Origin of the sequence: Microbacterium proteolyticum (assembly GCF_014192415.1) — a bacterium.
GTDB lineage: Bacteria > Actinomycetota > Actinomycetes > Actinomycetales > Microbacteriaceae > Microbacterium > Microbacterium proteolyticum.
Genome location: NZ_JACHXY010000001.1, coordinates 15,455 through 35,126 on the forward strand (window position 1 = coordinate 15,455; position 19,672 = coordinate 35,126).

The window sequence follows — 19,672 nt, forward strand, 5'->3', positions numbered from 1 at the left end:
TCCGGACGGGCTCGGGGCCCGGATATGCGCGCTAGAGCCGCGCCGCCAATGCCGACAGCGCATCTCCGGTCACCCGTCGCGTGGTCCACTCCTCCATCGCTTCGGCCCCGAGGGCACGGTAGAAGCCGATCGCGGGCTCGTTCCAGTCGAGCACCGTCCATTCGAGGCGCGAGTACCCCTTCTCGAGGCACTCCGCGGCGAGCGCGGCCAACAGCGCCACGCCGTAGCCCTTCGCGCGGTGCTCCGCGTGCACATAGAGGTCTTCGAGCCAGATGCCGTGCCGCCCGGTCCAGGTGGAATAGGTGAGGAACCAGATCCCAATCGCCCGGATGTCACCGTCGGGGCCCTCCACGAGGAAAGCAAACGCGCGGGGATCGTCACCGAATAGCGTCTCGTCGATCATCTCGGCGGTGTTGTCGACGGCATCCGGTTCGCGCTCGTAGTCGGCGAGGGCCTGGATGCAGGCGAGGATGCCGGTCTCGTCGCCGCGCCGGGCAGGACGCAGGACGACGCCGTCGGAGAGAGTGGTCATACGCCGAGGCTACCGAGGCGCGGGGCCGTGGGGCGTCGATCCGCTCGGAGCAGGCTCCGGATGCCAGCTCTCGCGCGCCACCCGCCGGAAGTTCCCGCCGAGCACCGCGGCGATGTCGAGGTCGCCCCACCCGTGATCGCGCAGATGCGCCCCGAGGTCGACGAAGATCTCGGGCGGCATCCATTCGACGGGTCCCCATGCGGTGTAGCTGTCGTCGTACAGATCCGGACTCGTCGCGAAGACGTGGCGGAACGTCTGCCAGTCGAATGAGAAATCGGTGCTGACGCCGACGTGGTCGATGCCGACGACCTCGACCGCGTGCTCGAGATGGCGGGTCATGGCCGAAAGCGTCGGGGTGTTGGGCCCGAGGAAGATTCCGACGCCGGTGATGCCGACCACTCCCCCGGTGTCGGCCGCGGCGCGGGCTTGGTCGTCGGTGATGTTGCGGGGGTGGTCCCACACCGCGCGCAGGTTCGAGTGGCTGAAGACCACCGGACGGCTCGACACCGCGCACATGTCGAGCGTGGTGCGCTTCCCGACGTGCGAACCGTCGGGCACGACGCCGCGCGCGTTCAGCTCACGTACCAAGTCGCGGCCCCAGGGGGTGAGCCCGTCGTCGACCGTGTCGAGACAACCGCCGCCCGCGCGGTTCGCGACGTTGTAGGTCGGGGCGAGCGTGCGAACCCCCTGCGCGACGAGCGAGGCGACGGCATCCAGGTCTCCGCCGAGCGGGGCGCAGTCCTCGAGGTCGAAGACCACCGCGGTGTCGCCCGCGGCGGCGACCCGGTCGACGTCGTCGACGGCCGCTGCGAGCGCGAGACCGTCGATGCGTTCGACCTGCGCGCGGAACGCGGCGAGCAGCGAGGCCGTGACCGCGGGGCCGTGCGGCGCGTATCCGACGTTCACCGAGACCAGGCCGCCTCCCGCGGGGCGGTAGCGGTGCAGCTCGGTGAGGTCGGCGGTCTCGACGAGCTCGACGCAGGCGTGCTGGTCCCAGAGCACGTCAGACGCCGAGCGAGGAGGTGACGGGGGCGACCCCGCGGGCGGGCGTCAGCCCGGCGTCAAGCGCCTCACGCCCGTCGAAGACGAAGCAATCGCCGTTCCAGTGCGCGTCGCCCTGCGCGTCGAACCATCCCAGGATGCCGCCATCGAGCTGGTACGCCTCGACGCCCTCGGAGCGCAGGTACAGCGCCGCCTTCTCGCAGCGGATCCCGCCCGTGCAGAAACTCACCACTGTCTTGCCGGCGAGGTCGTCGCGGTGGGCGCTCGCCGCATCCGGGAACTGGGTGAACCGCTCGATGCGCCAGTCCGTGGCGCCGGCGAAGGTGCCGTAGTCGACTTCGAACGCGTTGCGGGTGTCGACGAGCACGACGTCGCGGCCGTCGTCGTCGGCGCCGCGGTCGAGCCATCGACGCAGGGTGTCGGGGCTCACCGCGGGGGCACGACCGTCCTGCGGGCGCACCTCGGGCCGATCCATGCGGATGATCTCGCGCTTCACCTTCACCAGGAGTTTGTCGAAGGGCACACCGTCCGACCAACTGTCGGTGGTGCGGAGCGCAGTGAAGCGCTGGTCGGCGCGAAGCTCGTCGACGAAGACGCGCAGGGCGTGCGCGTCACCGGCGAGGAACAGGTTGATCCCCTCCTCGGCGAGCAGGATCGTGCCCCGCAGATCGGCGGCGATCGCCCGCTCGCGCAACGTCACTCGAACGGCGGCGGGGTCGGCGATGTGCGTGAACAGATACGCCGAGACGTTGAGGACGGATGCCATGGCATCCACCCTATGAAACCCCGCACGTGCGTGTGTCATCCGGACCAGCGGGCGTCAAGCCGGGAAACGCGGGGCGCACATCGCCTAGCGTGAGAGGACTCGTCCCCGGGAGGAAGCGTGCCTCAAGGCTCCGCGTCGTCGACCGCGACCGTGTCCGTCGTGATCCCCGTCCGCGACGACGGTCCGCACCTCCGGCGTTGCCTGGAGGCGCTGGCGGCGCAGACGGTCGCCGCCGATGAGATCGTCGTCGTCGACAACGGCTCCACCGACGACAGCGCCGACATCGCCCGCGCCGCAGGGGCGCGCGTCGTGTCCTGCGGCGAACGCGGCATCCCCGCGGCGGCCGCCACCGGGTACGACGCCGCGCGCGGCGATCTCATCCTGCGCCTCGACGCCGACAGCCTCCCCGCACCGACCTGGGTCGCCAGCATGGTGGAGGCGCTCAGCGAGACGGGAGTGGATGCCGTCACCGGGGGTGCCGTGTTCCATGACGGACCCGTCTCCCAGCGCGTGACGATGGCGCGGGTCTTCCTCGGCACCTACAACGCGTTCGCGTTCCCCGCGCTCGGGCATACACCGCTGTGGGGGTCGAACATGGCGTTCCGCCGCCGGGCGTGGCTCGCCGTGCGCGACGAGGTGCACCTCGACCCCGAACTGCACGACGACCTCGATCTGGCGTACCACCTGGGCGTAGGCCACCGCATCCGTTCCGTCTCGGGTCGGCACATGCGTGTGTCGTCGCGCACGGTCGAGCCGCGCCGGTTCGCGCGGTGCTTCCGCCGCGGGGCCGGCACGGTGTTCGCGCACTGGCCGACCGACATCCCCCCGGCGCGGTGGGTGCGGGTGTGGCGCGGGCGCCGGTCGCCGTATCCCCCGCCGCTCGATGTCCGCGCCGTCGACCACGACGAGGTGGCTCGCGGATGACCGGCATCCTGTTCCCGAACGTGGAGGCACCCGACCTGCACGTGATGAGCTTCAACATCCGGCGGCGGTTCGAGCGCATCACCTGGCCGTCCGCCGATCGCTGGCCGACGCGCAAGCAGCGTCTGCGCACCTTCCTCAACGCCAACCGCCCGCATCTGCTCGGTTCCCAGGAGGCCATGCCCGACCAGGCCCGGTGGGTGCAGGAGTCGCTGGGCTCGCAGTACCGGCACGTGGGTCTCGGGCGCGGCAAGGACCGCGGTGGCGAGGGTACGCCCCTCTTCTACGACCGCGACCGTATCGAGGTGGAGAGCTGGGAGCAGGTGATGCTGTCCGACACTCCCGACGTCCCGGGCTCGACGGGGTGGGGGAACACCATCCCCCGAGTCGCCGTGATCGCCGAACTGCGCGATCACGCCACCGGTGCCCGCTTCACCTTCGTCAACACGCACTTCGACGCGTTCTCGCATCGCGCGCGGCGGCGCTCGGCGACGTGGTTGCACGAGCTCGTCGCCGCTCGCCAGGGCCCGCTGCTGTTCACGGCCGACGTCAACGCGCACGTGCGGTCGCGTGAGCTCGCCGAGATGTTCTCCGAACGGCTGCTCGTGGACACGTGGTCGTACGCGCCGGCTCGCCGCACGGCCGAGTGGGGCACGTTCAACAACTACCGACGCCCCAAGCAGGGTGCCCGGCGGATCGACGCGGTACTGGCCACGCCCGACGTCGGGGTGCGGGCCGTCGGGATCGACCCGCGGCCGACCGGAACGCAATGGCCGAGCGATCACCTGCCCGTGCAGGCCGTCGTGCGCATTCCGGGCGGATCCGCCCTGTGATCACCCCGACGAAGCGGGAGGGATGCCGATGATCCGGGCCATGTACGCCAACCTCAAGCGCCCGCCGCGCACCGTCACCGACTGGCTGGCCGACGCAGTGCGCGCCACGGCGATCGTGCTCGTGCTGGTATCGCTGTTCACGCTGCCGTTCACCGACTTCGCCGTGCTGTCGATGTCGCTGCCGGCCGTGATGCTCTCGCGCATGATCGGGCTGCGTTCGGGACTGGACCTGGTCACGTGCGTGACGGTGTTCATCGCGGCCGGCAGCAACGTGCTGGAGCTGTACCGGGCATGGACGGGCTGGGACCTCATCGTGCACCTGGTGTGCACCGGTGTGCTGGCCGCGGTCGCGCTGGTGCTGCTCGACGATGCGGGCGTCGTCGCCCCGACGGGCCGTCGGCGCACGCCGATCGTGGTCGCGACCATGTCCGGCCTGGCGCTGTCGGCCGTGTGGGAGATGGTCGAGTGGTTCGGCTACCGCTTCATCACGGATGCCATCTTCGTGACCTACGACGACACCATCGGCGACATGATGGCGGGCGGCGCGGGGGCGCTTCTGGTGGGTGTCGTGGCATCCCGCTTCCGACTGACGCGGACAGATCGGGCACCTCTCTGAGGAAGATCGGCGCACCGGACGCGCTGCGATCGCGGCCGTGTCCCGCCGGTCTCCCGTGAGACTGCACCCCGCTGACGAACTCGTTGCCGCAGGCAACCGTCCGGTCGGCGAAATGCAGTCTCACGGTGTGGGGCCGTGCCTCAGATCTTTCCCGCGACGTCCGTTCCAACGAGGTCGCCGTTCGGGTTCGGCTCGCTCAGCTGTTCACCGGGTGCCGTCGAGCCCTCCAGCGGCGGCAGCGCCGCCTCGAGCCGCGAGCCGATCCCGGTGTCGACGTTCTTCCAGTACTGCACGGCCCGATCACGCACGTCAGCGCGTGTGACTCCCCCGACGTGACCCGTGATGGTCTCGACCAGGCGGTCGCGTTCCTCGGCGGACATGACCTCGCGCACCAGCGTTCCCGCCTGGCCCCAGTCATCGTCTTCCGGGTGCAGGGTGGCCGCCGAGCGGACGAGCTCGCCGTCGCTCTGCCAGCCGCCGTCGCCCGCGCGGCGCGGGTCGGCCGCGGGACCCCCGACCGAGTTGGGCGCGTACACGGGCACCTCGGGCGGGTTGTACTCGTAGCGCATGGCGCCTTCTTTCGAGTACGAGTGCACCTCGGTGTGGGGACGGTTGACGGGCAGCTGCTGGTAGTTGGTGCCCACGCGGTAGCGGTGTGCGTCGGCGTAGCTGAAGATGCGCGCCTGCAGCATCTTGTCGGGGCTCCCGTCGATGCCGGGCACGAAGTTCGACGGCTCGAACGCCGCCTGCTCGATCTCGGCGAAGTAGTTGCCCGGATTGCGATTGAGCTCCATCGTGCCGACTTCGATCTCGGGGTAGTCGTCGTGCGGCCACACCTTGGTCAGGTCGAAGGGGTTGAAGCGGTACGTCTTGGCGTCCTCGTACGGCATGATCTGCACCTTCAGCGTCCACGTCGGGAACTCGGCGCGCTCGATCGCGGCGTAGAGGTCGCGGATGTGGAAGTCGGCGTCTTGACCTGCGATCTGGTCGGCCTCGTCCTGGGTCAGCGTCTTGTGCCCGAGGTCGGTGTGGAAGTGGTACTTCACCCAGAACCGCTCGCCCTCGGCGTTGATCCACTGATACGTGTGCGATCCGTAGCCGTTCATGTGGCGCCAGGATGCCGGGATGCCCCGGTCGCCCATGAGCCAGGTCACCTGGTGCGCGCTCTCCGGAGACAGCGTCCAGAAGTCCCACTGCATCGTGTTGTCGCGCAGGTGGCTGCCGGGCAGGCGCTTCTGCGACCGGATGAAGTCGGGGAATTTGATGCCGTCCTTCACGAAGAAGACGGGGGTGTTGTTGCCGACGAGGTCGTAGTTGCCCTCGGTCGTGTAGAACTTCAGCGAGAATCCGCGCGGGTCGCGCCACGTGTCGGGGCTGCCCTGCTCTCCGGCGACGGAGGAGAAACGCGCGAGCATCTCGGTCTCGACACCCGGCTGGAACAGCGCCGCCCGCGTGTACGCCGACACGTCGCCGGTGGTGCGGAACGTGCCGAAAGCACCGCCGCCCTTGGCGTGCACCACGCGCTCGGGCACGCGCTCCCGGTTGAATTGCGCGAGCTTCTCGATCAGGTAGTGATCGGTGAGGGCGATCGAGCCGTCGGCTCCGACGCTCTGGGAATGCTCGTCGCTGGCGATGGGGGCACCGTTGTTGGCGGTGGTCGGGTTGCTTGCGGTGGTCGGCTCGGTCATGGCTCTCCTCACATCGTGGGCCGTGGAAAACGAGGCCCAATTCGACGGTACGCAGGGGGTCCGACATCGCGGAGGCATTGCGGATCGGCCGATGACCACGTAGGGCCGGGACGATGTCAATCCCCGGATCGGGGTGTCCGATGGCCGCGAGCATGTCCCCACATCAATGGAAGGGACGCGTCATGGCGAAGGATCTGTCGAAAGGCGACCGGGTCAGTTGGGACACCCCGCAGGGGCGCACGCAGGGTGAGGTCGTGGAGAAGAAGACGAAGGACTTCGAGCACGAGGGCCAGAAGTTCACGGCATCCGACGACGACCCTGCCTACATCGTGAAGTCGGAGAAATCCGGCGCGAAGGCCGCGCACAAGGGCTCGGCCCTGAACAAGCTGAAGAGCTGACACCCGCGCACGCTCCGACAGGCTCGGCCACCGCTCACTCCGGCCGCTGAGCCTGTCGGAGGGACCAGGTCCCATATCGGCCGATGGCTCCGACAGACTCAGCCACCTCCGACCCGGGCCCGTGAGGCTGTCGAGGAGACCGGAACCCGCGCGCTAGCCCTTCGCGTCGCGCCGCTTGCGCATCTGCGCCAGGGCGAGGCTCAACCGGTGGTTGCCGGCCAGCACGTCCTCGTGGCGCTCGAGGAACGCCCAGTACGCGTCGGTGAAGACGGAATCCTTGGCATCCGCCGCGGACGGCCACCACGATCCCATCTTCTGCAGGTATGCCCCGCCCGACACGTACGGCTTGGTCGCCACGAACCCGCCGTCGGCGAATTGGCTCATCCCCATGACGTTGGGCACCATGACCCAGTCGTACGCGTCGACGAACAGCGCGAGGAACCACGCGTTCACCTCCCGGGGCGCATAACCCTGCAGCAGGAACCAATTGCCCAGCACCATGAGCCGTTCGATGTGGTGTGCGTAGCCCCACCGGTGTACGCGCTCGAGAACCGTCCGCACCGGGATCGGCAGGTCAGCCGGCATCCGCTCACCCGAGTACCAGTACTTCTGGATGCGCGTGTCGAGGTGCAGCGCATTGACGTGCTCCAACTCCGGGTGCGCCCGGTACATGCCGCGCATGTACTCGCGCCACCCGATCACCTGTCGGATGAACCCCTCGACGGATGCCAGGGGTGCATCGGTGCGCGTAGCCGCGACGACCACTTCCTCCACCGTGAGCAGCCCGATGTTGAGCATCGGCGAGATGACCGCGTGGAACAGGAACGGTTCGTCGGCCTTCATCGCGTCCTCGTAGCGACCGAAGTCGTCGAGCCGTTCGGCGACGAACACGTCGAGCCACTCTCGTGACTGCGCGGGCGTCACCGGCAGCCAGAAGTCCTCCCCCGTGCCGGGGTGATCGAGGAAGCGCTCGTCGACCTCGGCGATCACCGCACGGGTGATCTCGTCGTGGTCGAGCTGCGGCAGGGGCGGGATCTCCACCCCCTTCTTGGGGAGCGGCTTGCGATTGTCGGCGTCGAAGTTCCACCGGCGCCCCGCGGGCTTGCCCCCGTCCATCAGGATGCCGGTGCGCCGGCGCTGCCAGTGGTAGAAGTCCTCCATCAGCGGCGTCGGGTGCTCGGCGAACCAGCCGTCGACCTCCTCCTCCGGGGTGAGGAACAGTCCATCCGAGAGCACGTCGGTGTCGACGTCGTGGTCGGCGCAGATGGCGGCGATGCGCTCGTCGACCGGACGGTTCGGATCGCTCATCCACGTCAACTCGGTGACCCGATGCTTCTCCAGGAGGAGTTGGAGTCCCGCTTTGAAGGTGAGGTCGTCGCCGAGGGCGATCCGGCGGACCGTCTTCCCCTCGGCCTCCAGCCGGGCCGCGGTGTGCCGCATGGCGGAGATCAGCAGCACGATCTTGTGTCGGTGATACGGGATCTTCCGGAATCGCGGTGCCGACTCGATGAAGAAGAACTCCTCGATGCCGTCGTCGGCGTACGCGGGATGCTCGGCGAACTGCTGCGTCGCGAGGATCAGGGCCGCCCTCACGCGTGCCGCCTCTGCTTCGCCGCGTGCGCGCGGCAACCGCGTGAGCAGTAGAGCACCTGGTCCCACTGATCGCGGCCGCTCCAGCGTTTGCGGTCGGTGAACGGGAGCCCACAGTATGCGCAGGGCTTGGAGCGCACCTCAGGTCGTGACATGACGTCATCGTCGCAAGGGGGCCCTTCGTGCCGCGGGGGCTTGCGCTGACACAGGAATCCGGTGCGCGCAAGGCCCGCACACGTCGGGGCTCGCGCGTGGTCGGCTGACCTCATGCAATCGACACCGGACAACACCCACGACACCGCCGACGAGCCCGACGAACTCGAGACCGCCGACGCGCCTCAGATCCCCGACACCACCGATGGTGACGGCGCCCCGGTCGACAACCCTTCGGGGGGATAATCGGTGGCCGGGCCCCGCGGGGCCCGGCCCGTCAGTCAGGCGGGGAGGTCGAACTTCTCGTTCTCTCCGCCCTGGGGGCGCTCACCGGTGACCTTCGACGTCACCAGCGCGATGGCTGTGGCGATGCGCCCGCCGGCGCTGCCCCAGTACTCGCCGCTGAGGGTGTTCACCCGCAGCAGCGTGACGTCGGGCGATTCGGGCCCGTCAGGGAACCAGGCCTCGACGCTCGTCGACCACAGCTCCTTGAGCTTCGCCAGATCGTCGACGACCTCGGCCTCGCCCGCGAGCGAGAGCCATGTGCTGTCGGAACTGAACGCCAGCCCGACCTTCGGGTCACGTCGCACGTGCGCGACGGCGGAGGCGTGCGTCCCCACGATGAACCACAGGTCGCCGTCGCTCTCGGTCTCCTGAACCGTGAGCGGGTGCGCGTGCAGAGCGCCGTCCTCCGCGCGCGTGGTGACCATCGCGAAGCGGAACTTCTTCAGAAGCTCGTTCAGCTTGTCCAGCTCGGATCCGGTGGATGACATGTCATTCCTCTCGTCGAAGGCTCCATCCCACCGAGTGGGCCCGCACGGTCGCTACGTGTTGACGTCGGCGTCGTCGTCTGCTCTCGCCGCGCGGCCGCCGTCGACCGGAGGGGCGAGGCGGTCGAGATCGTCGAGGGCCGCCCGGGCGCGTTCCACGCGCGCCGGCACGGTGTCGTCCCACCAGCGGGGGCCGCGCTCGCCCAGGCCCGCCTTCGCCACCCCCACGCGGTGACGGACGGCGGCGAGCACGGCGGGATCGTCGGAGCGCTTCGCGCTGCGGACGGCCGCGCGCGCCCGCCCCAGGTGCGAGCGCAGGCGTTCGGCGACATCCGAGGGGAGCGCGGGGTCTGTGCGGCGCCAGCGCCGACCGTCGATCACAAGCCACCGTTCGTCGTCGGCGGGGTCTCCCGCGTTCCCGGATGCCATGACTCCAGTGCAGCCGATGACGTGAGCGGTGGAAACTCCCCGGCACCGTTCAGACTTCCGTGCTAGTTTTATTGCATTCGTTCTGGGACTTGCTTCATCGACGCCCGCCTCATCGCTGAGATGCCGGGCGCACGGCGCCGAGCCGTTTACGACAGCAATCCCGCCCTCAATCATCGCGTGCCCCGCTCGACGACCTCGGTCATCGCGTCGCACTCGCGGAAAGTTCTTGTGTCTCTGCTTCACCTTTCGCCACTATCGTGGCGCCAGGCCGATCTCGACGTCTACGTCGCGATGGCCGGGTCCGATTATGCCGGTTTCGTCGGCGCGGGCACCTCGGGCTTCGAAGCCCAGGGTCCCCTCGGCGAGAATCTCGGCTTCCATATCTCCGTCGACGCAGCGCAGGCTGCGGTCGACGGCCACCGCGTCCGCGGTACCGACTCGGTACCACGGCGTCCCCGTCCGCTCCGCATGCGTCGGAGCGGCGCCCACGGTCGCGTATGCGGCCCAACATGAATAAAGAGGAAACACGATGGCCACTGGCACCGTGAAATGGTTCAACTCCGAAAAGGGATACGGCTTCATCGCTCCCGATGACGGCTCCGCCGACCTGTTCGCGCACTTCAGCGCGATCCAGGGCAACGGCTTCAAGGAGCTGGCAGAAGCACAGAAGGTCGAATTCGACGCCGAGCAGGGCCCCAAGGGCATGCAGGCGGCGAACATCCGCCCCCTCTAAGCTCCGCTGAGACCCGGAAGCCGGGCTCGTCGCAGACGCGATGAGCCCGGCTTCCGGTGTTTTCCGGGCACGCCGTGACACCGGTGTCGACTGGGTCGCGGGCATTACCGTTAGCCGTGAGCCTTCTGCACATGTGGATGTATTCCGAGGGCCCCATACGAGGGCACGTAGTGTGGGCCTCAGCCCGGGTAACCACCCGGGCTCCCGACCAGGGTCACCCCCGATCCGAGGAGAAATTCCATCGCCTCCACCATCGTCGAGTCCCGCCTCGGCCCCGTTCGTCAGACGTACTCCGGCACCACCGAATTCCCCCCCATCGCCAAGGCCTACACAGAGTTGTCGCAGGTCGTCCGCGAGAGCGGCCTCTTGGCTCGCACCCCCCGCTTCTACCTGTTGGTCGCGATCGCCGTCGGGCTCGGGTTCGCCGGCGCCATCACCGGCTTCATCCTGCTCGGCGACAGCTGGTACCAGCTGCTGATAGCGGCGGCGCTCGGCATCCTGCTCACGCAGGTCGCCTTCCTCGCTCACGAGGCGAATCACCGTCAGATTCTCTCCTCAGGCCCCGCCAACGACCGTCTGGCGCTGATCATCGGCAACGGCATCGTCGGTATGAGCCAGTCGTGGTGGGCGTCCAAGCACACCCGGCACCACGCGAACCCGAACCGCGTCGGCAAAGACCCCGACATCGAGATCGACACCATCTCGTTCCTCGACGAAGACGCCGCCAAAGCGCGCGGCGTCCAGCGCTGGATCACCCGGCGCCAGGGGTGGCTGTTCTTCCCCCTGCTCACCCTCGAGGGTCTCAACCTGTACGTTCTCGCACTTCGCCACCTCTTCTCCCGTGAAGAGATCAAGGGCCGCTGGCAGGAACTCGGGCTGCTCGCGCTGCGTCACGCGCTCATCATCGCGCCGATCTTCATCTTCCTGCCCCTCGGCATGGCCTTCGCCTTCCTCGGCGTGCAGATGGCCGTCTTCGGTGTGTACATGGGCGCGTCGTTCGCACCGAACCACAAGGGCATGGCGGTCATCGCCCCCGGCGCCAAGCTCGACTTCTTCAGCAAGCAGGTGCGCACCTCCCGCAACATCCGCGGCGGCTGGTGGGCGACGTGGCTCATGGGTGGTTTGAACTACCAGATCGAGCACCACCTGTTCCCGAACATGGCACGCCCCCACCTCAGCCGTGCACGCTCCATCGTGCGCGAGCACTGCAAGACCCTCGGTGTGCCCTATGTCGAGACGTCGCTGCTGCAGTCCTACGGCATCGTCATCCGGTATCTCAACGAGGTGGGTCTCGCTGCTCGCGATCCCTTCGACTGCCCGTTGACCGGATCGACGCGTCACCTCTCGGTCAAGTAAGACCCCCGCTTACGAAGGCGCTGCCCCCTTGGGGCGGCGCCTTCGTCGTTATCTCCTTCTCCATCGTCGCGCGGCTCGCGGGGCCGACATCCCTGCGCGAGCGGCATCGACCGAGAGGGCGCGGCGGCGCCCTGCGTCCCGCCATGCGCTGAGCGCATCCGAACGTGAAGCGGGGCGAGCAGCACTCGTCGTCACCCGCGGGGGATCTTGTGCAGCACGACGTCATGAATGGTGCCCTCGGTGAGGGCGAGCGTCATGAAGGTGCAGGCGGGCTGGCGCCGGCGATCGGTGGGCGATCCGGGATTCAGCAGGCGCAGACCGTCCGGGGTCACCGTGTCCCACGGGATGTGGCTGTGGCCGAACACGAGCAGGTCGGTGTCCGGGAATGCGGCATCCATCCGCTTCTCGCGCCCGGTCGCAGGTCCCGTCTCGTGGACGACCGCGACCCGCACCCCGTCGATCTCGGCGCGTGCGATCTCCGGCAGGCGCGAGCGCAGGTCGTCACCGTCGTTGTTTCCCCAGACGCCCTGCACGGGCCCGAGAGCGCTCAGTTCGTCGAAGACCGCGACGCTCACCCAGTCGCCGGCGTGCACGATCAGATCGACTCCGCATGCCGCTCGGCGCACGGCCTCCGGAAGGACGCGCGCCCGCTTCGGAATATGCGTGTCGGCCACGAGGAGCAGTCGGGTCGTCATTCCCCCACGCTACCCACCGGCGGGACTCCCCCGTCCGACACCCGGCCCGGAAGAGCGTCCGCGCCGTCCCACCCGTGACCGGCGACACGCGCCTCAGCGAGGGGTCCGGTGTGAGAACGACGGATCGACCGCGCGCGACCACCATCCGGCCAACGACGAGAATGAAGCAGTGACCACTCCCCGCCGCTTCCCCGTCGTCCCCCTCCTCGTGGATGCCGCTCTCGTCATCCTCTTCGCGGGAATCGGCCGAGCGACGCACGAGGGTGACGTCTTCGGTCCGTTCGGCACGGGTCTGGCGACGACGGCCTGGCCGTTCCTGGTAGCCCTGCTCGTGGGCTGGTCGATCACCCGTGCCTGGCGTCGCCCCTTCGCCGTGTTGCACACCGGCCTGCCGGTGTGGGCGGTGACGGTCGTGCTCGGGATGGCCTTACGAGCGCTCAGCGGTCAGGGCGTGGCCGTCGCGTTCGTCGTCGTCGCGACGATCACGCTCGGGCTGTTGCTGCTGGGCTGGCGTGGGGCCGCCCTCCTCGTCGATCGCTCACGTCGCGCGTAATCGCCCCGGCGGGGACGTCGGGAGGAGGGGTGCGGGACAGACTGGCGCTGCCCACCGCTCGCCCGTCCCGCCGACCTCAGTCGCTGAGCGACACGTCGACCTGGATCTCGGCCGCGAGGCGCTCGAGCTCGGCGACGAGGTCGTCGACCTCCACCCCCTCGATGAGCGTGACGGTGATCGCGGCTTCGAAGAGGCGCCCGCCGGCCATCGCGGCATCCGTGGTCTGAGTCGACATCCGCTCGATGCTCGCACCGCGGGCGCTGAGCGCGGCCGAGACCTCGCGCACGATTCCCGGACGATCGTTGCCCACCACGTCGAGGGTCACGCTGCGCGGAACGGATGCCGGCGCGGTGGCCGAGCCCGTGTGCACGGTCACCGCGAGGGTTCCGGACAAGCTCTCGAGGGCCTGGCGCAGCGCGTCGGCGCGGTCGACGTCCACCGAGACCTCGACGATCCCGGCGAAGGCGCCGGCGAGTTCGGCGAGCTCGCTGTTCTCCCAGTTACCTCCGTGGGCATCGACGATGTCCGCGACGGAGGAGACGAGTCCGGCGCGATCGTCGCCGACGACGGTGAGCACGAGGGTGACCATTCCGACAGCGTAGCGGCGGCTCGCGACCCGTGGAACGGGCAGACGTCCGCCCGGTCAGACCGCGCGCACCGCGGCGTCCCAGCGCGGCGATGCGGATGCGTTGACCGCGGCCATCGCGAGCACCAGCAGCGCCGCCGCGGCCGGGAACAGCATGGCCGTCGACACCGACGCGCTCTCGGCGACGGCCCCGGTCACCGCCGACGCAGCGGCCTGCGCCAGCGTCAACGCCGAGGCGAGGAGGGTCATCGTCGAGGCGGTGCGCCCGCGCGGCGCACGGGCACCGGCCAGGCTGAACAGGGTGACCAGCGAGGGGCCGACCCCGACACCCATCAGGCACAGCACCGCGGTCACCGTGACGACGGAGCCGCCCACGGTGTACGCGCCAGCCGAGGCGGTGAGCACGACGGCGAAGATGATCAGGCGCCACCGCAGCGTGAAGCGCGTCGGGAGCACAGCCACGGCGAGTGCCAGCACGGCGGAGCCCACGCCCATCACCCCGTACAGAAGGGCCCCCGCCTCGGGCGCGCCCTGCGCCTCCATGAACGCGGTGAGCGAGGTCAACGTCGAGCCGAAGAACAGACCCACGCCGAAGACCGCCGCCACGAGGACGAGCATCCGGGGATGCAGCAGCTCCCTGAACGGCGCCATCGCCTCCCGCTCGGACCGCTCCGGGACGACGCGTCCGGTCGGGTGAAGCGCGAAAGCGGTGACGAAGACGAAGCTGAGCACCGCGGCACCGGAGATCGGCGCCCACGGCGCGATGAGGGCGGCCAGCACCCCCACGACGAACGGTCCGATCACGAATGCCGTCTCGTCGGCGGCCGACTCGTACGCCATCGCGCGAGAGAACGTCCGCTCACGGCGGTCGGGGTGCACGCGCTCCCCGATCAGGGCCATCACCCGCGTGCGCGACATCGCCGCGGTCTGCGGACCGGTGAGGCCGATGGCCATCGCGGCGGCGAGCAGCATGCCGTCGACCGTCGTGGTGGCCACGACCAGCGGGAACACCGCGAGCAGGATGCCATTGACCACCCCGACCGGCACGAGCACGCGCCGCTGTCCGTAACGGTCGGCCAGATCGCCCAGCACGGGGCCGGCGATGACGACGCCCAGTCCGACCGCGGCCGAGGTCAGTCCACCGAGAGCGACGGACCCACGCGAGGCGACCACGAGGGCGAGGACGCCCACCGTCATCATCGCGAACGGCAGCCGCGCGATGAAGGCGACGGGGAAATACCACGCACCGGTGTGGTGGATCAGCGGGCGGTGGGCGACGGCGCTCAGCGACGCGGACGATGTCATGTATCGGTCTCCGGGGCGGGGGAACGTGCCGCCTTGCCGGACCGGGCAGGTAGTTACACCTTACGACGGGACGATCCCGCGGCTTCAGTCTACCCGCGGCGCTCCACCGCGGCTCTGAATCAGCTCACCAGCGCCGCGATCGCGGCGATCACCGACGCCAGTGCGAGCACGAGGGCGACCGCGATGAGCACCGTGTGGACGATGAGGAACGGCGTGGGCTTGCCCGCTTCATCCCGTGCGCGAGGATCCTTCGCGATCCGCGGGTAGAACCGCGGCCAGACGACGACGTTGAACACGGCGTTGGCGAACAGCAGCACGATGAGCAGGGGTTCCACACGACGAGCCTATGCGTCCGCGGGTGCGCGCGGTGCAGGGCAGAACGACGATCTCGAGCGCTGACGCGCGGGGCGCGGGGCGCGCTCCACGCTCGGACACGACCCGGTCCGGACCCGAGCTCACGCAGCGGACCTCGGACGACATCGCACCCGCCGGTCAGCGACCGCCGTCACAACGCGCACGCGATGCAGAACCGGGCGAACGGCCGCGCCTCCAGGCGCGCGTCGGCGATGGGCCCTCCGCACCTCTCGCACACGCCGAAGACACCGGATGCCAGGCGCTCCCGCGCCGCGAGGATTTCGGCGCGTTCGGCCTCGGCGACGCGACGCAGCGCGTCGACCTGGGCCCACTCCCCCGACAGGGTGGATCCCTCCGGGTCGTGCTCATCGTCGGCGGTCGCGTCGGCGCGGTCGTGTCGCAGGCTGTCATCGTCTTCACGGAGGCGGCCGAGGCGCTGCACGACCTCGCGCTCACGGTCATCGAGCATGCGCGCGGCGGTGACGGCATCCATCCTCCGACGCTAGCCCCCACCTCCGACATCCGGTCTCGGGCAGGATCGGCGCATGAGAGAACTCCGCCGTCACTGGACACCGACCGCCGTGGTCTTCCTCGTGCTGGCCGTCGCCGGTCTCGTGGGTACCTGGACCTTCAACGCCCTCGCCATCGTGCAGATGCGGGACTTCATCGGCGACCTCGTCTCGAGCGGCCCGGCGGTGTCCTCCATCACGGTGGATCTGCTGATCGTGGCCATCGCCGGAAGCATCTTCATCATCGTCGAGGCCCGCCGCCTCGGCATGCGGTTCGCGTGGCTGTACATCGTGCTGTCGGGGATCACCGCGTTCGCCTTCACGTTCCCGCTGTTCCTGGCGATGCGCCAGCGCCGCCTCACCGCCCGGGCAGCCGGCTCCGCCGCTGAGCCTCGCTGACGCCCCGCGACCACGGGTGAGGGCCGGACTCCCTCCCGTGGTGCCACCACGGAGACGGAACCCGACTCCTCACCTATCGCCCGTGCGATACGGCACGTCGGCGCGACCGGGGCTCGCTCGCCGGGTGTCAGCGCGCCGCGAGGCCTTCGCGCAGACCCTCGACGAGCGGCGTCGTCGGACGCCCGAGCAGGCGGGACAACGTCCCGTCGGTCCGCGACAGCGCGCCGCGCGCGATCGCGTCGTCGATGCCCGCGACGAAGGCAGCCGTCCCGGCATCCAGTCCCGCCGCCTCCAGGCCCGCCGTGAGCTGCTCGACCGTGACCGCGGTGTACGTCACCGGGCGACCGAGTACCTCGGTCGCCGCCTGAGCGAGATCGTCGTACGTCCAGGCCACGTCTCCGCCCACCTCCAGTGTCCGACCCGCCAGCTCGTCGGTGGTCAGGGCGAGGGCTGCGGCCTCCGCGTAGTCGCGACGGCTCGCGCTCGCGACGCGGGCATCGCCGACGGCGGCGACGATCGCACCGGTGTCGGCGGCGCGGGCCACGGCGTCCAGGTAGTTCTCCGTGTACCAGTTGTGGCGCAGCACCGTCGCCGACAGGCCCGAGCCGGCGATGGCCTCCTCGGTGGCCTTGTGGTCGGCACCCAGCGCGTAGTCGATCTCGTCGACGCGCGGGGCGCTGGTGTAGACGAGGCGCCCGACGCCCGCATCCCGCGCCGCGGCGATGACATTGCGGTGGCCGCTGACGCGGTCGGCGTCGGTCCCCGAGATGAGCAGCACGCGGTCGACACCCGTGAACGCGGGTGCGAGGGTCTCGGGGCGGGCGTAGTCCAACTCGACGACCCCGACGCCGCGCGCGGCGAGATCGTCGGCCTTTGAGAGGGTGCGCACGCCCGCGACGAGGTCGGATGCCGGCACGCCGCGCTGCAGCAGCGCATCGACGACCAGGCGGCCGAGCTGGCCGGAGGCGGCGGTGACGAGAAGGGTCATGGGGGTGTCCTTTCATTGGGTACGCCGTGTGCAACCTGCTCCTCGCGCGCGCATTCCGGAATGACGGTACCCACTTTCTGGTTAGGTACTCACATGAGCGTCAGTCTTGCCGATCTCCGGGGTCGCAATCCGCAGATCTTCGCCAACGGGTGCCCCACCCGCACCGTGCTCGACCACGTCATGGGCAAATGGGGCGTGCTCGTGCTCCTCGCCCTGTCCGACGGCACCCAGCGCTGGGGCGTCCTGCGTCGCAACGTCGCGGGGATCAGCGAGAAGATGCTCGCCAGCACGCTGAAGACGCTGGAGACAGACGGCCTCGTCGCCCGCACCGCCTACCCCGAGGTGCCGCCCCGCGTGGAGTACTCCCTCACCGACCGTGGCCGAGACCTCATGACGCGGGTCGTCCCCCTCATGGAGTGGGTCGCCGATAACGCCGACGACATCGTCGCGGGGAAGGGGTGAGCGATGCGTCTTCCCGACATGCGACAGATGCGCGGAAGCCTGAACGTGCGCACTCCGCGCCGCGTCCCGCTCCTGCAAGTGGCGAAATCCGCCCTCGCCATCGTCGCCGCCTGGTTGCTCGCGGGCTGGCTCGTGCAGGGTCCGCCCCCGATCTTCGCGGCGATCGCGGCGCTCCTGGTCGTGCAGCCGAGCGTCAATCAGTCGTTCACCCGTGCCGTGGAGCGCAGCGTGGGCGTCATCGTCGGCGTCGTGATCGCGGCACTGTTGGGGCTCGCCTTCGGTTCTCAGCCGTGGGTCGCCCTGCTCTCAGCCGGCGTCGCGCTCGTCGTGGCGTGGGCCGCCCGCATCTCGCCCGGCGCGACGAATCAGATCGCGATCAGCGCCCTGCTGGTGCTCGCCCTGGGCACTGCCACCCCCAACTACGCCCTCGACCGTGTGCTCGAGACGCTCATCGGCGCCGCCATCGGCATCGTCGTGAACGCCGTGTTGGTGCCGCCGGTGCTCGTTCCCCCGGCGCGCGAGAAGGTCGACGCCCTCGGACGCGAACTCGCCGCCTCACTGGAGCGGCTCGCCGACGCGCTCGAGACTCCGCAGACGTCGGGCTCGCTCGAAGGGCTCCTGATCGAAGCGCGACTGCTGCGGCCGGTTCGAGACGCCGCGGCCGACGCACTCCGCGACGGCGAGGACTCGCTGGCCCTCAACCCCCGCAGCGGTCGCCACCGCACCGACCTCGCCGCCATGGGCGACCTGCTCGACCGGTTCACCCCGGTGGTCACTCAGACCGTGGGCATGACCCGTGCGGTCTACGACGGCTACGACGCATCCATTGTCGACGAACCCGCCGTCCGCGCGATCGCCGAGCAACTGCATCGCGCGGCCCACGACGTCCGCCTCGCATTCGGACTCGACACGGGCGTCGGCCGTGGCACCGAGCCGTCCGCTGCGGAGGAACCGGCCCTCACGCGCCCCCTGCAGATCCAGACGCCGTCCCCGGCGCATTGGGTGCTCGTCGGCTCGATGCTCACCGATCTGCATCGGGTGCACGAGACCCTTCGGGGCGACGCGTTCTGACCGGCTCGCGTCCGCGCGGCGGCTCGTAGCGCCGCCACTCGGTGCCGCGGCAGACGCCGTTAGCCGAAACGCCGCGACCGGCCGCCGGGACACACGCCGTAATCGGATACGGCCGAGCGGATGCCATGCCGACTTCAGTGACCTCTGCCGCACGGAGGTGTCGCCCATACGGGCTGCGAATCTCCTCCGCGCGCGCCCCCACCGCTCTCCGCGCTGGTTGACTGGGGCACATGGGTACCGCGATGTTCCCCCTCGGCGCCGTCCTCTTCCCGTATACGCCCCTGGCGCTGCGGATCTTCGAGGAGCGCTACCTCGTCATGCTCGGTCGACTCCTCGATGAGACGGACCCGGCATTCGGAGTGGTTCTGATCGAGCGCGGCACCGAGACCGGCGGAGGCGACCAGCGCTTCGCCCTGGGCACGATGGCGCAACTGAGCCACGTGGTCCCGCAGGCGGGGCAGATGCAGATCGTCGCGCGGGGAACCGAGCGATTCGAGATCGTCGAGTGGCTCGACGACGACCCCTACCCCCGTGCGGACGTCCGGGCCATGCCCGACCTGGAGTGGAACGACGCCCTCACACCGTTGCTCGAGGAGGCCGAGCGGATCGTCCGTCGCGTTCTCGCTCGCGCACAGCAGTTCGGCGGCACGCGGTGGGATCCCGAGGTCGAGCTGTCGGAGGAACCGCTCCCCCGCGCGTGGCAGCTGGCGGCGATCGCGCCCCTGGGCGAACTCGATCAGATGGACCTGCTGCGCTCGTCGACCCTGGGCGGTCTTCTGCGCGCGACCATCGACCTCACTCTGGCCGCTGAACCGCTGTTGGGCGATCCCGTGCCCGATGGCGTCATCGTCGTCGACGACGACAGCCCCGACAACGATTGACGGCGGGCACCGCCCACTCGCCGCGCGGCTGAGTCGGTCAGCCCCGCCCGGCCGTCACGACGACTCGCTGCACGTCTCCGGC

At 69.7% G+C, this 19,672-nt stretch carries 26 protein-coding genes; 12 read left to right on the top strand and 14 right to left on the bottom strand.

Annotation, left to right across the window (positions count from 1 at the left end; genetic code table 11):
• Nucleotides 1-31: 31 nt before the first annotated feature.
• The 3 genes from FHS07_RS00080 to FHS07_RS00090 are packed head-to-tail and all read right to left on the bottom strand — an operon-like array spanning nt 32 to nt 2,300.
• A complete protein-coding gene (locus FHS07_RS00080; protein WP_183417901.1) occupies nt 32-532 on the bottom strand; it encodes a GNAT family N-acetyltransferase in 501 nt (166 codons plus the stop codon).
• A 9-nt stretch (nt 533-541) separates the two neighbouring features.
• On the bottom strand, nt 542-1,534 hold the full coding sequence (locus FHS07_RS00085) for a membrane dipeptidase (RefSeq protein WP_183417902.1): 993 nt from the start codon (nt 1,532-1,534) through the stop codon (nt 542-544).
• 1 nt (nt 1,535) lies between these two features.
• Nucleotides 1,536-2,300: a sulfurtransferase gene (locus FHS07_RS00090; RefSeq protein WP_183417903.1), complete on the bottom strand. Its 765-nt coding sequence runs from the start codon at nt 2,298-2,300 to the stop codon at nt 1,536-1,538.
• A gap of 117 nt (nt 2,301-2,417) precedes the next feature.
• Here FHS07_RS00090 and FHS07_RS00095 point away from each other — a divergent pair, with 117 nt between their 5' ends.
• The 3 genes from FHS07_RS00095 to FHS07_RS00105 are packed head-to-tail and all read left to right on the top strand — an operon-like array spanning nt 2,418 to nt 4,670.
• Nucleotides 2,418-3,224 carry a glycosyltransferase gene (locus FHS07_RS00095; RefSeq protein WP_183417904.1) on the top strand — a complete coding sequence of 269 codons (807 nt, stop codon included), beginning with the start codon at nt 2,418-2,420 and terminating at the stop codon, nt 3,222-3,224.
• Complete coding sequence (locus FHS07_RS00100; RefSeq protein ID WP_183417905.1) at nt 3,221-4,054, top strand: endonuclease/exonuclease/phosphatase family protein; 834 nt, start codon at nt 3,221-3,223, stop codon at nt 4,052-4,054. The genes FHS07_RS00095 and FHS07_RS00100 overlap by 4 nt, the downstream gene beginning before the upstream one ends.
• A gap of 28 nt (nt 4,055-4,082) precedes the next feature.
• A complete protein-coding gene (locus tag FHS07_RS00105; protein WP_183417906.1) occupies nt 4,083-4,670 on the top strand; it encodes a DUF2238 domain-containing protein in 588 nt (195 codons plus the stop codon).
• Nucleotides 4,671-4,810: 140 nt separating this feature from the next.
• On the opposite strand, the gene FHS07_RS00110 is transcribed toward FHS07_RS00105, so the two are convergent.
• Nucleotides 4,811-6,358: a catalase gene (locus tag FHS07_RS00110; RefSeq protein WP_183417907.1), complete on the bottom strand. Its 1,548-nt coding sequence runs from the start codon at nt 6,356-6,358 to the stop codon at nt 4,811-4,813.
• Nucleotides 6,359-6,540: 182 nt separating this feature from the next.
• Between FHS07_RS00110 and FHS07_RS00115 the strand changes: the two genes are divergently transcribed.
• On the top strand, nt 6,541-6,756 hold the full coding sequence (locus tag FHS07_RS00115) for a hypervirulence associated TUDOR domain-containing protein (RefSeq protein ID WP_183417908.1): 216 nt from the start codon (nt 6,541-6,543) through the stop codon (nt 6,754-6,756).
• Between the two features lie 153 nt (nt 6,757-6,909).
• Here FHS07_RS00115 and FHS07_RS00120 read toward each other — a convergent pair whose 3' ends face one another.
• On the bottom strand, nt 6,910-8,349 hold the full coding sequence (locus tag FHS07_RS00120; RefSeq protein WP_183417909.1) for a cryptochrome/photolyase family protein: 1,440 nt from the start codon (nt 8,347-8,349) through the stop codon (nt 6,910-6,912).
• A complete protein-coding gene (locus FHS07_RS16740) occupies nt 8,346-8,615 on the bottom strand; it encodes a DUF2256 domain-containing protein (protein WP_343054566.1) in 270 nt (89 codons plus the stop codon). The genes FHS07_RS00120 and FHS07_RS16740 overlap by 4 nt, the downstream gene beginning before the upstream one ends.
• On the opposite strand from FHS07_RS16740, the gene FHS07_RS16580 reads away from it, so the two are divergent.
• A complete protein-coding gene (locus FHS07_RS16580; protein ID WP_281369371.1) occupies nt 8,614-8,745 on the top strand; it encodes a hypothetical protein in 132 nt (43 codons plus the stop codon). The genes FHS07_RS16740 and FHS07_RS16580 overlap by 2 nt on opposite strands.
• Nucleotides 8,746-8,780: 35 nt before the next feature.
• Here FHS07_RS16580 and FHS07_RS00130 read toward each other — a convergent pair whose 3' ends face one another.
• Together FHS07_RS00130 and FHS07_RS00135 are read right to left on the bottom strand one after the other, a co-directional pair.
• On the bottom strand, nt 8,781-9,272 hold the full coding sequence (locus FHS07_RS00130) for a pyridoxamine 5'-phosphate oxidase family protein (protein ID WP_183417911.1): 492 nt from the start codon (nt 9,270-9,272) through the stop codon (nt 8,781-8,783).
• Between the two features lie 51 nt (nt 9,273-9,323).
• Nucleotides 9,324-9,698, bottom strand: coding sequence for a biopolymer transporter Tol (locus FHS07_RS00135; RefSeq protein ID WP_183417912.1), 375 nt, complete (start codon nt 9,696-9,698; stop codon nt 9,324-9,326).
• Between the two features lie 529 nt (nt 9,699-10,227).
• Between FHS07_RS00135 and FHS07_RS00140 the strand changes: the two genes are divergently transcribed.
• Nucleotides 10,228-10,431: a cold-shock protein gene (locus tag FHS07_RS00140; RefSeq protein WP_094733682.1), complete on the top strand. Its 204-nt coding sequence runs from the start codon at nt 10,228-10,230 to the stop codon at nt 10,429-10,431.
• 240 nt (nt 10,432-10,671) lie between these two features.
• Nucleotides 10,672-11,787, top strand: coding sequence for a fatty acid desaturase (locus tag FHS07_RS00145; RefSeq protein ID WP_183419342.1), 1,116 nt, complete (start codon nt 10,672-10,674; stop codon nt 11,785-11,787).
• Between the two features lie 191 nt (nt 11,788-11,978).
• On the opposite strand, the gene FHS07_RS00150 is transcribed toward FHS07_RS00145, so the two are convergent.
• Nucleotides 11,979-12,482 (bottom strand): metallophosphoesterase family protein, encoded by a 504-nt coding sequence (locus tag FHS07_RS00150; RefSeq protein WP_183417913.1) that lies wholly within the window; start codon nt 12,480-12,482, stop codon nt 11,979-11,981.
• Nucleotides 12,483-12,651: 169 nt separating this feature from the next.
• On the opposite strand from FHS07_RS00150, the gene FHS07_RS00155 reads away from it, so the two are divergent.
• Complete coding sequence (locus FHS07_RS00155) at nt 12,652-13,035, top strand: DUF3054 family protein (protein ID WP_183417914.1); 384 nt, start codon at nt 12,652-12,654, stop codon at nt 13,033-13,035.
• Between the two features lie 76 nt (nt 13,036-13,111).
• Here the strand turns inward: FHS07_RS00155 and FHS07_RS00160 are convergent, their stop codons facing one another.
• The 4 genes from FHS07_RS00160 to FHS07_RS00175 all read right to left on the bottom strand — a co-directional run bounded on the left by FHS07_RS00160 (nt 13,112) and on the right by FHS07_RS00175 (nt 15,773).
• Nucleotides 13,112-13,624: a glycine cleavage system transcriptional repressor gene (locus tag FHS07_RS00160; RefSeq protein WP_183417915.1), complete on the bottom strand. Its 513-nt coding sequence runs from the start codon at nt 13,622-13,624 to the stop codon at nt 13,112-13,114.
• A gap of 54 nt (nt 13,625-13,678) precedes the next feature.
• Nucleotides 13,679-14,926 carry an MFS transporter gene (locus FHS07_RS00165; RefSeq protein WP_183417916.1) on the bottom strand — a complete coding sequence of 416 codons (1,248 nt, stop codon included), beginning with the start codon at nt 14,924-14,926 and terminating at the stop codon, nt 13,679-13,681.
• A gap of 119 nt (nt 14,927-15,045) precedes the next feature.
• On the bottom strand, nt 15,046-15,261 hold the full coding sequence (locus tag FHS07_RS00170; protein ID WP_183417917.1) for an SCO4848 family membrane protein: 216 nt from the start codon (nt 15,259-15,261) through the stop codon (nt 15,046-15,048).
• Between the two features lie 170 nt (nt 15,262-15,431).
• The gene (locus FHS07_RS00175; protein WP_183417918.1) at nt 15,432-15,773 is read right to left on the bottom strand and encodes a TraR/DksA family transcriptional regulator; all 342 of its coding nucleotides are present in this window, start codon (nt 15,771-15,773) and stop codon (nt 15,432-15,434) included.
• 52 nt (nt 15,774-15,825) lie between these two features.
• Between FHS07_RS00175 and FHS07_RS00180 the strand changes: the two genes are divergently transcribed.
• Nucleotides 15,826-16,188, top strand: coding sequence for a DUF2834 domain-containing protein (locus FHS07_RS00180; RefSeq protein ID WP_183417919.1), 363 nt, complete (start codon nt 15,826-15,828; stop codon nt 16,186-16,188).
• Between the two features lie 127 nt (nt 16,189-16,315).
• On the opposite strand, the gene FHS07_RS00185 is transcribed toward FHS07_RS00180, so the two are convergent.
• Nucleotides 16,316-17,176: an SDR family oxidoreductase gene (locus FHS07_RS00185; protein ID WP_183417920.1), complete on the bottom strand. Its 861-nt coding sequence runs from the start codon at nt 17,174-17,176 to the stop codon at nt 16,316-16,318.
• A 93-nt stretch (nt 17,177-17,269) separates the two neighbouring features.
• Between FHS07_RS00185 and FHS07_RS00190 the strand changes: the two genes are divergently transcribed.
• The 3 genes from FHS07_RS00190 to FHS07_RS00200 all read left to right on the top strand — a co-directional run bounded on the left by FHS07_RS00190 (nt 17,270) and on the right by FHS07_RS00200 (nt 19,590).
• Entirely contained in the window at nt 17,270-17,638 is a 369-nt protein-coding gene (locus FHS07_RS00190; RefSeq protein ID WP_183417921.1) for a winged helix-turn-helix transcriptional regulator, read from the top strand.
• Between the two features lie 3 nt (nt 17,639-17,641).
• Nucleotides 17,642-18,709: an FUSC family protein gene (locus FHS07_RS00195; RefSeq protein WP_246383056.1), complete on the top strand. Its 1,068-nt coding sequence runs from the start codon at nt 17,642-17,644 to the stop codon at nt 18,707-18,709.
• A 230-nt stretch (nt 18,710-18,939) separates the two neighbouring features.
• Nucleotides 18,940-19,590, top strand: coding sequence for an LON peptidase substrate-binding domain-containing protein (locus FHS07_RS00200; protein WP_183417922.1), 651 nt, complete (start codon nt 18,940-18,942; stop codon nt 19,588-19,590).
• Nucleotides 19,591-19,672 lie beyond the last annotated feature (82 nt).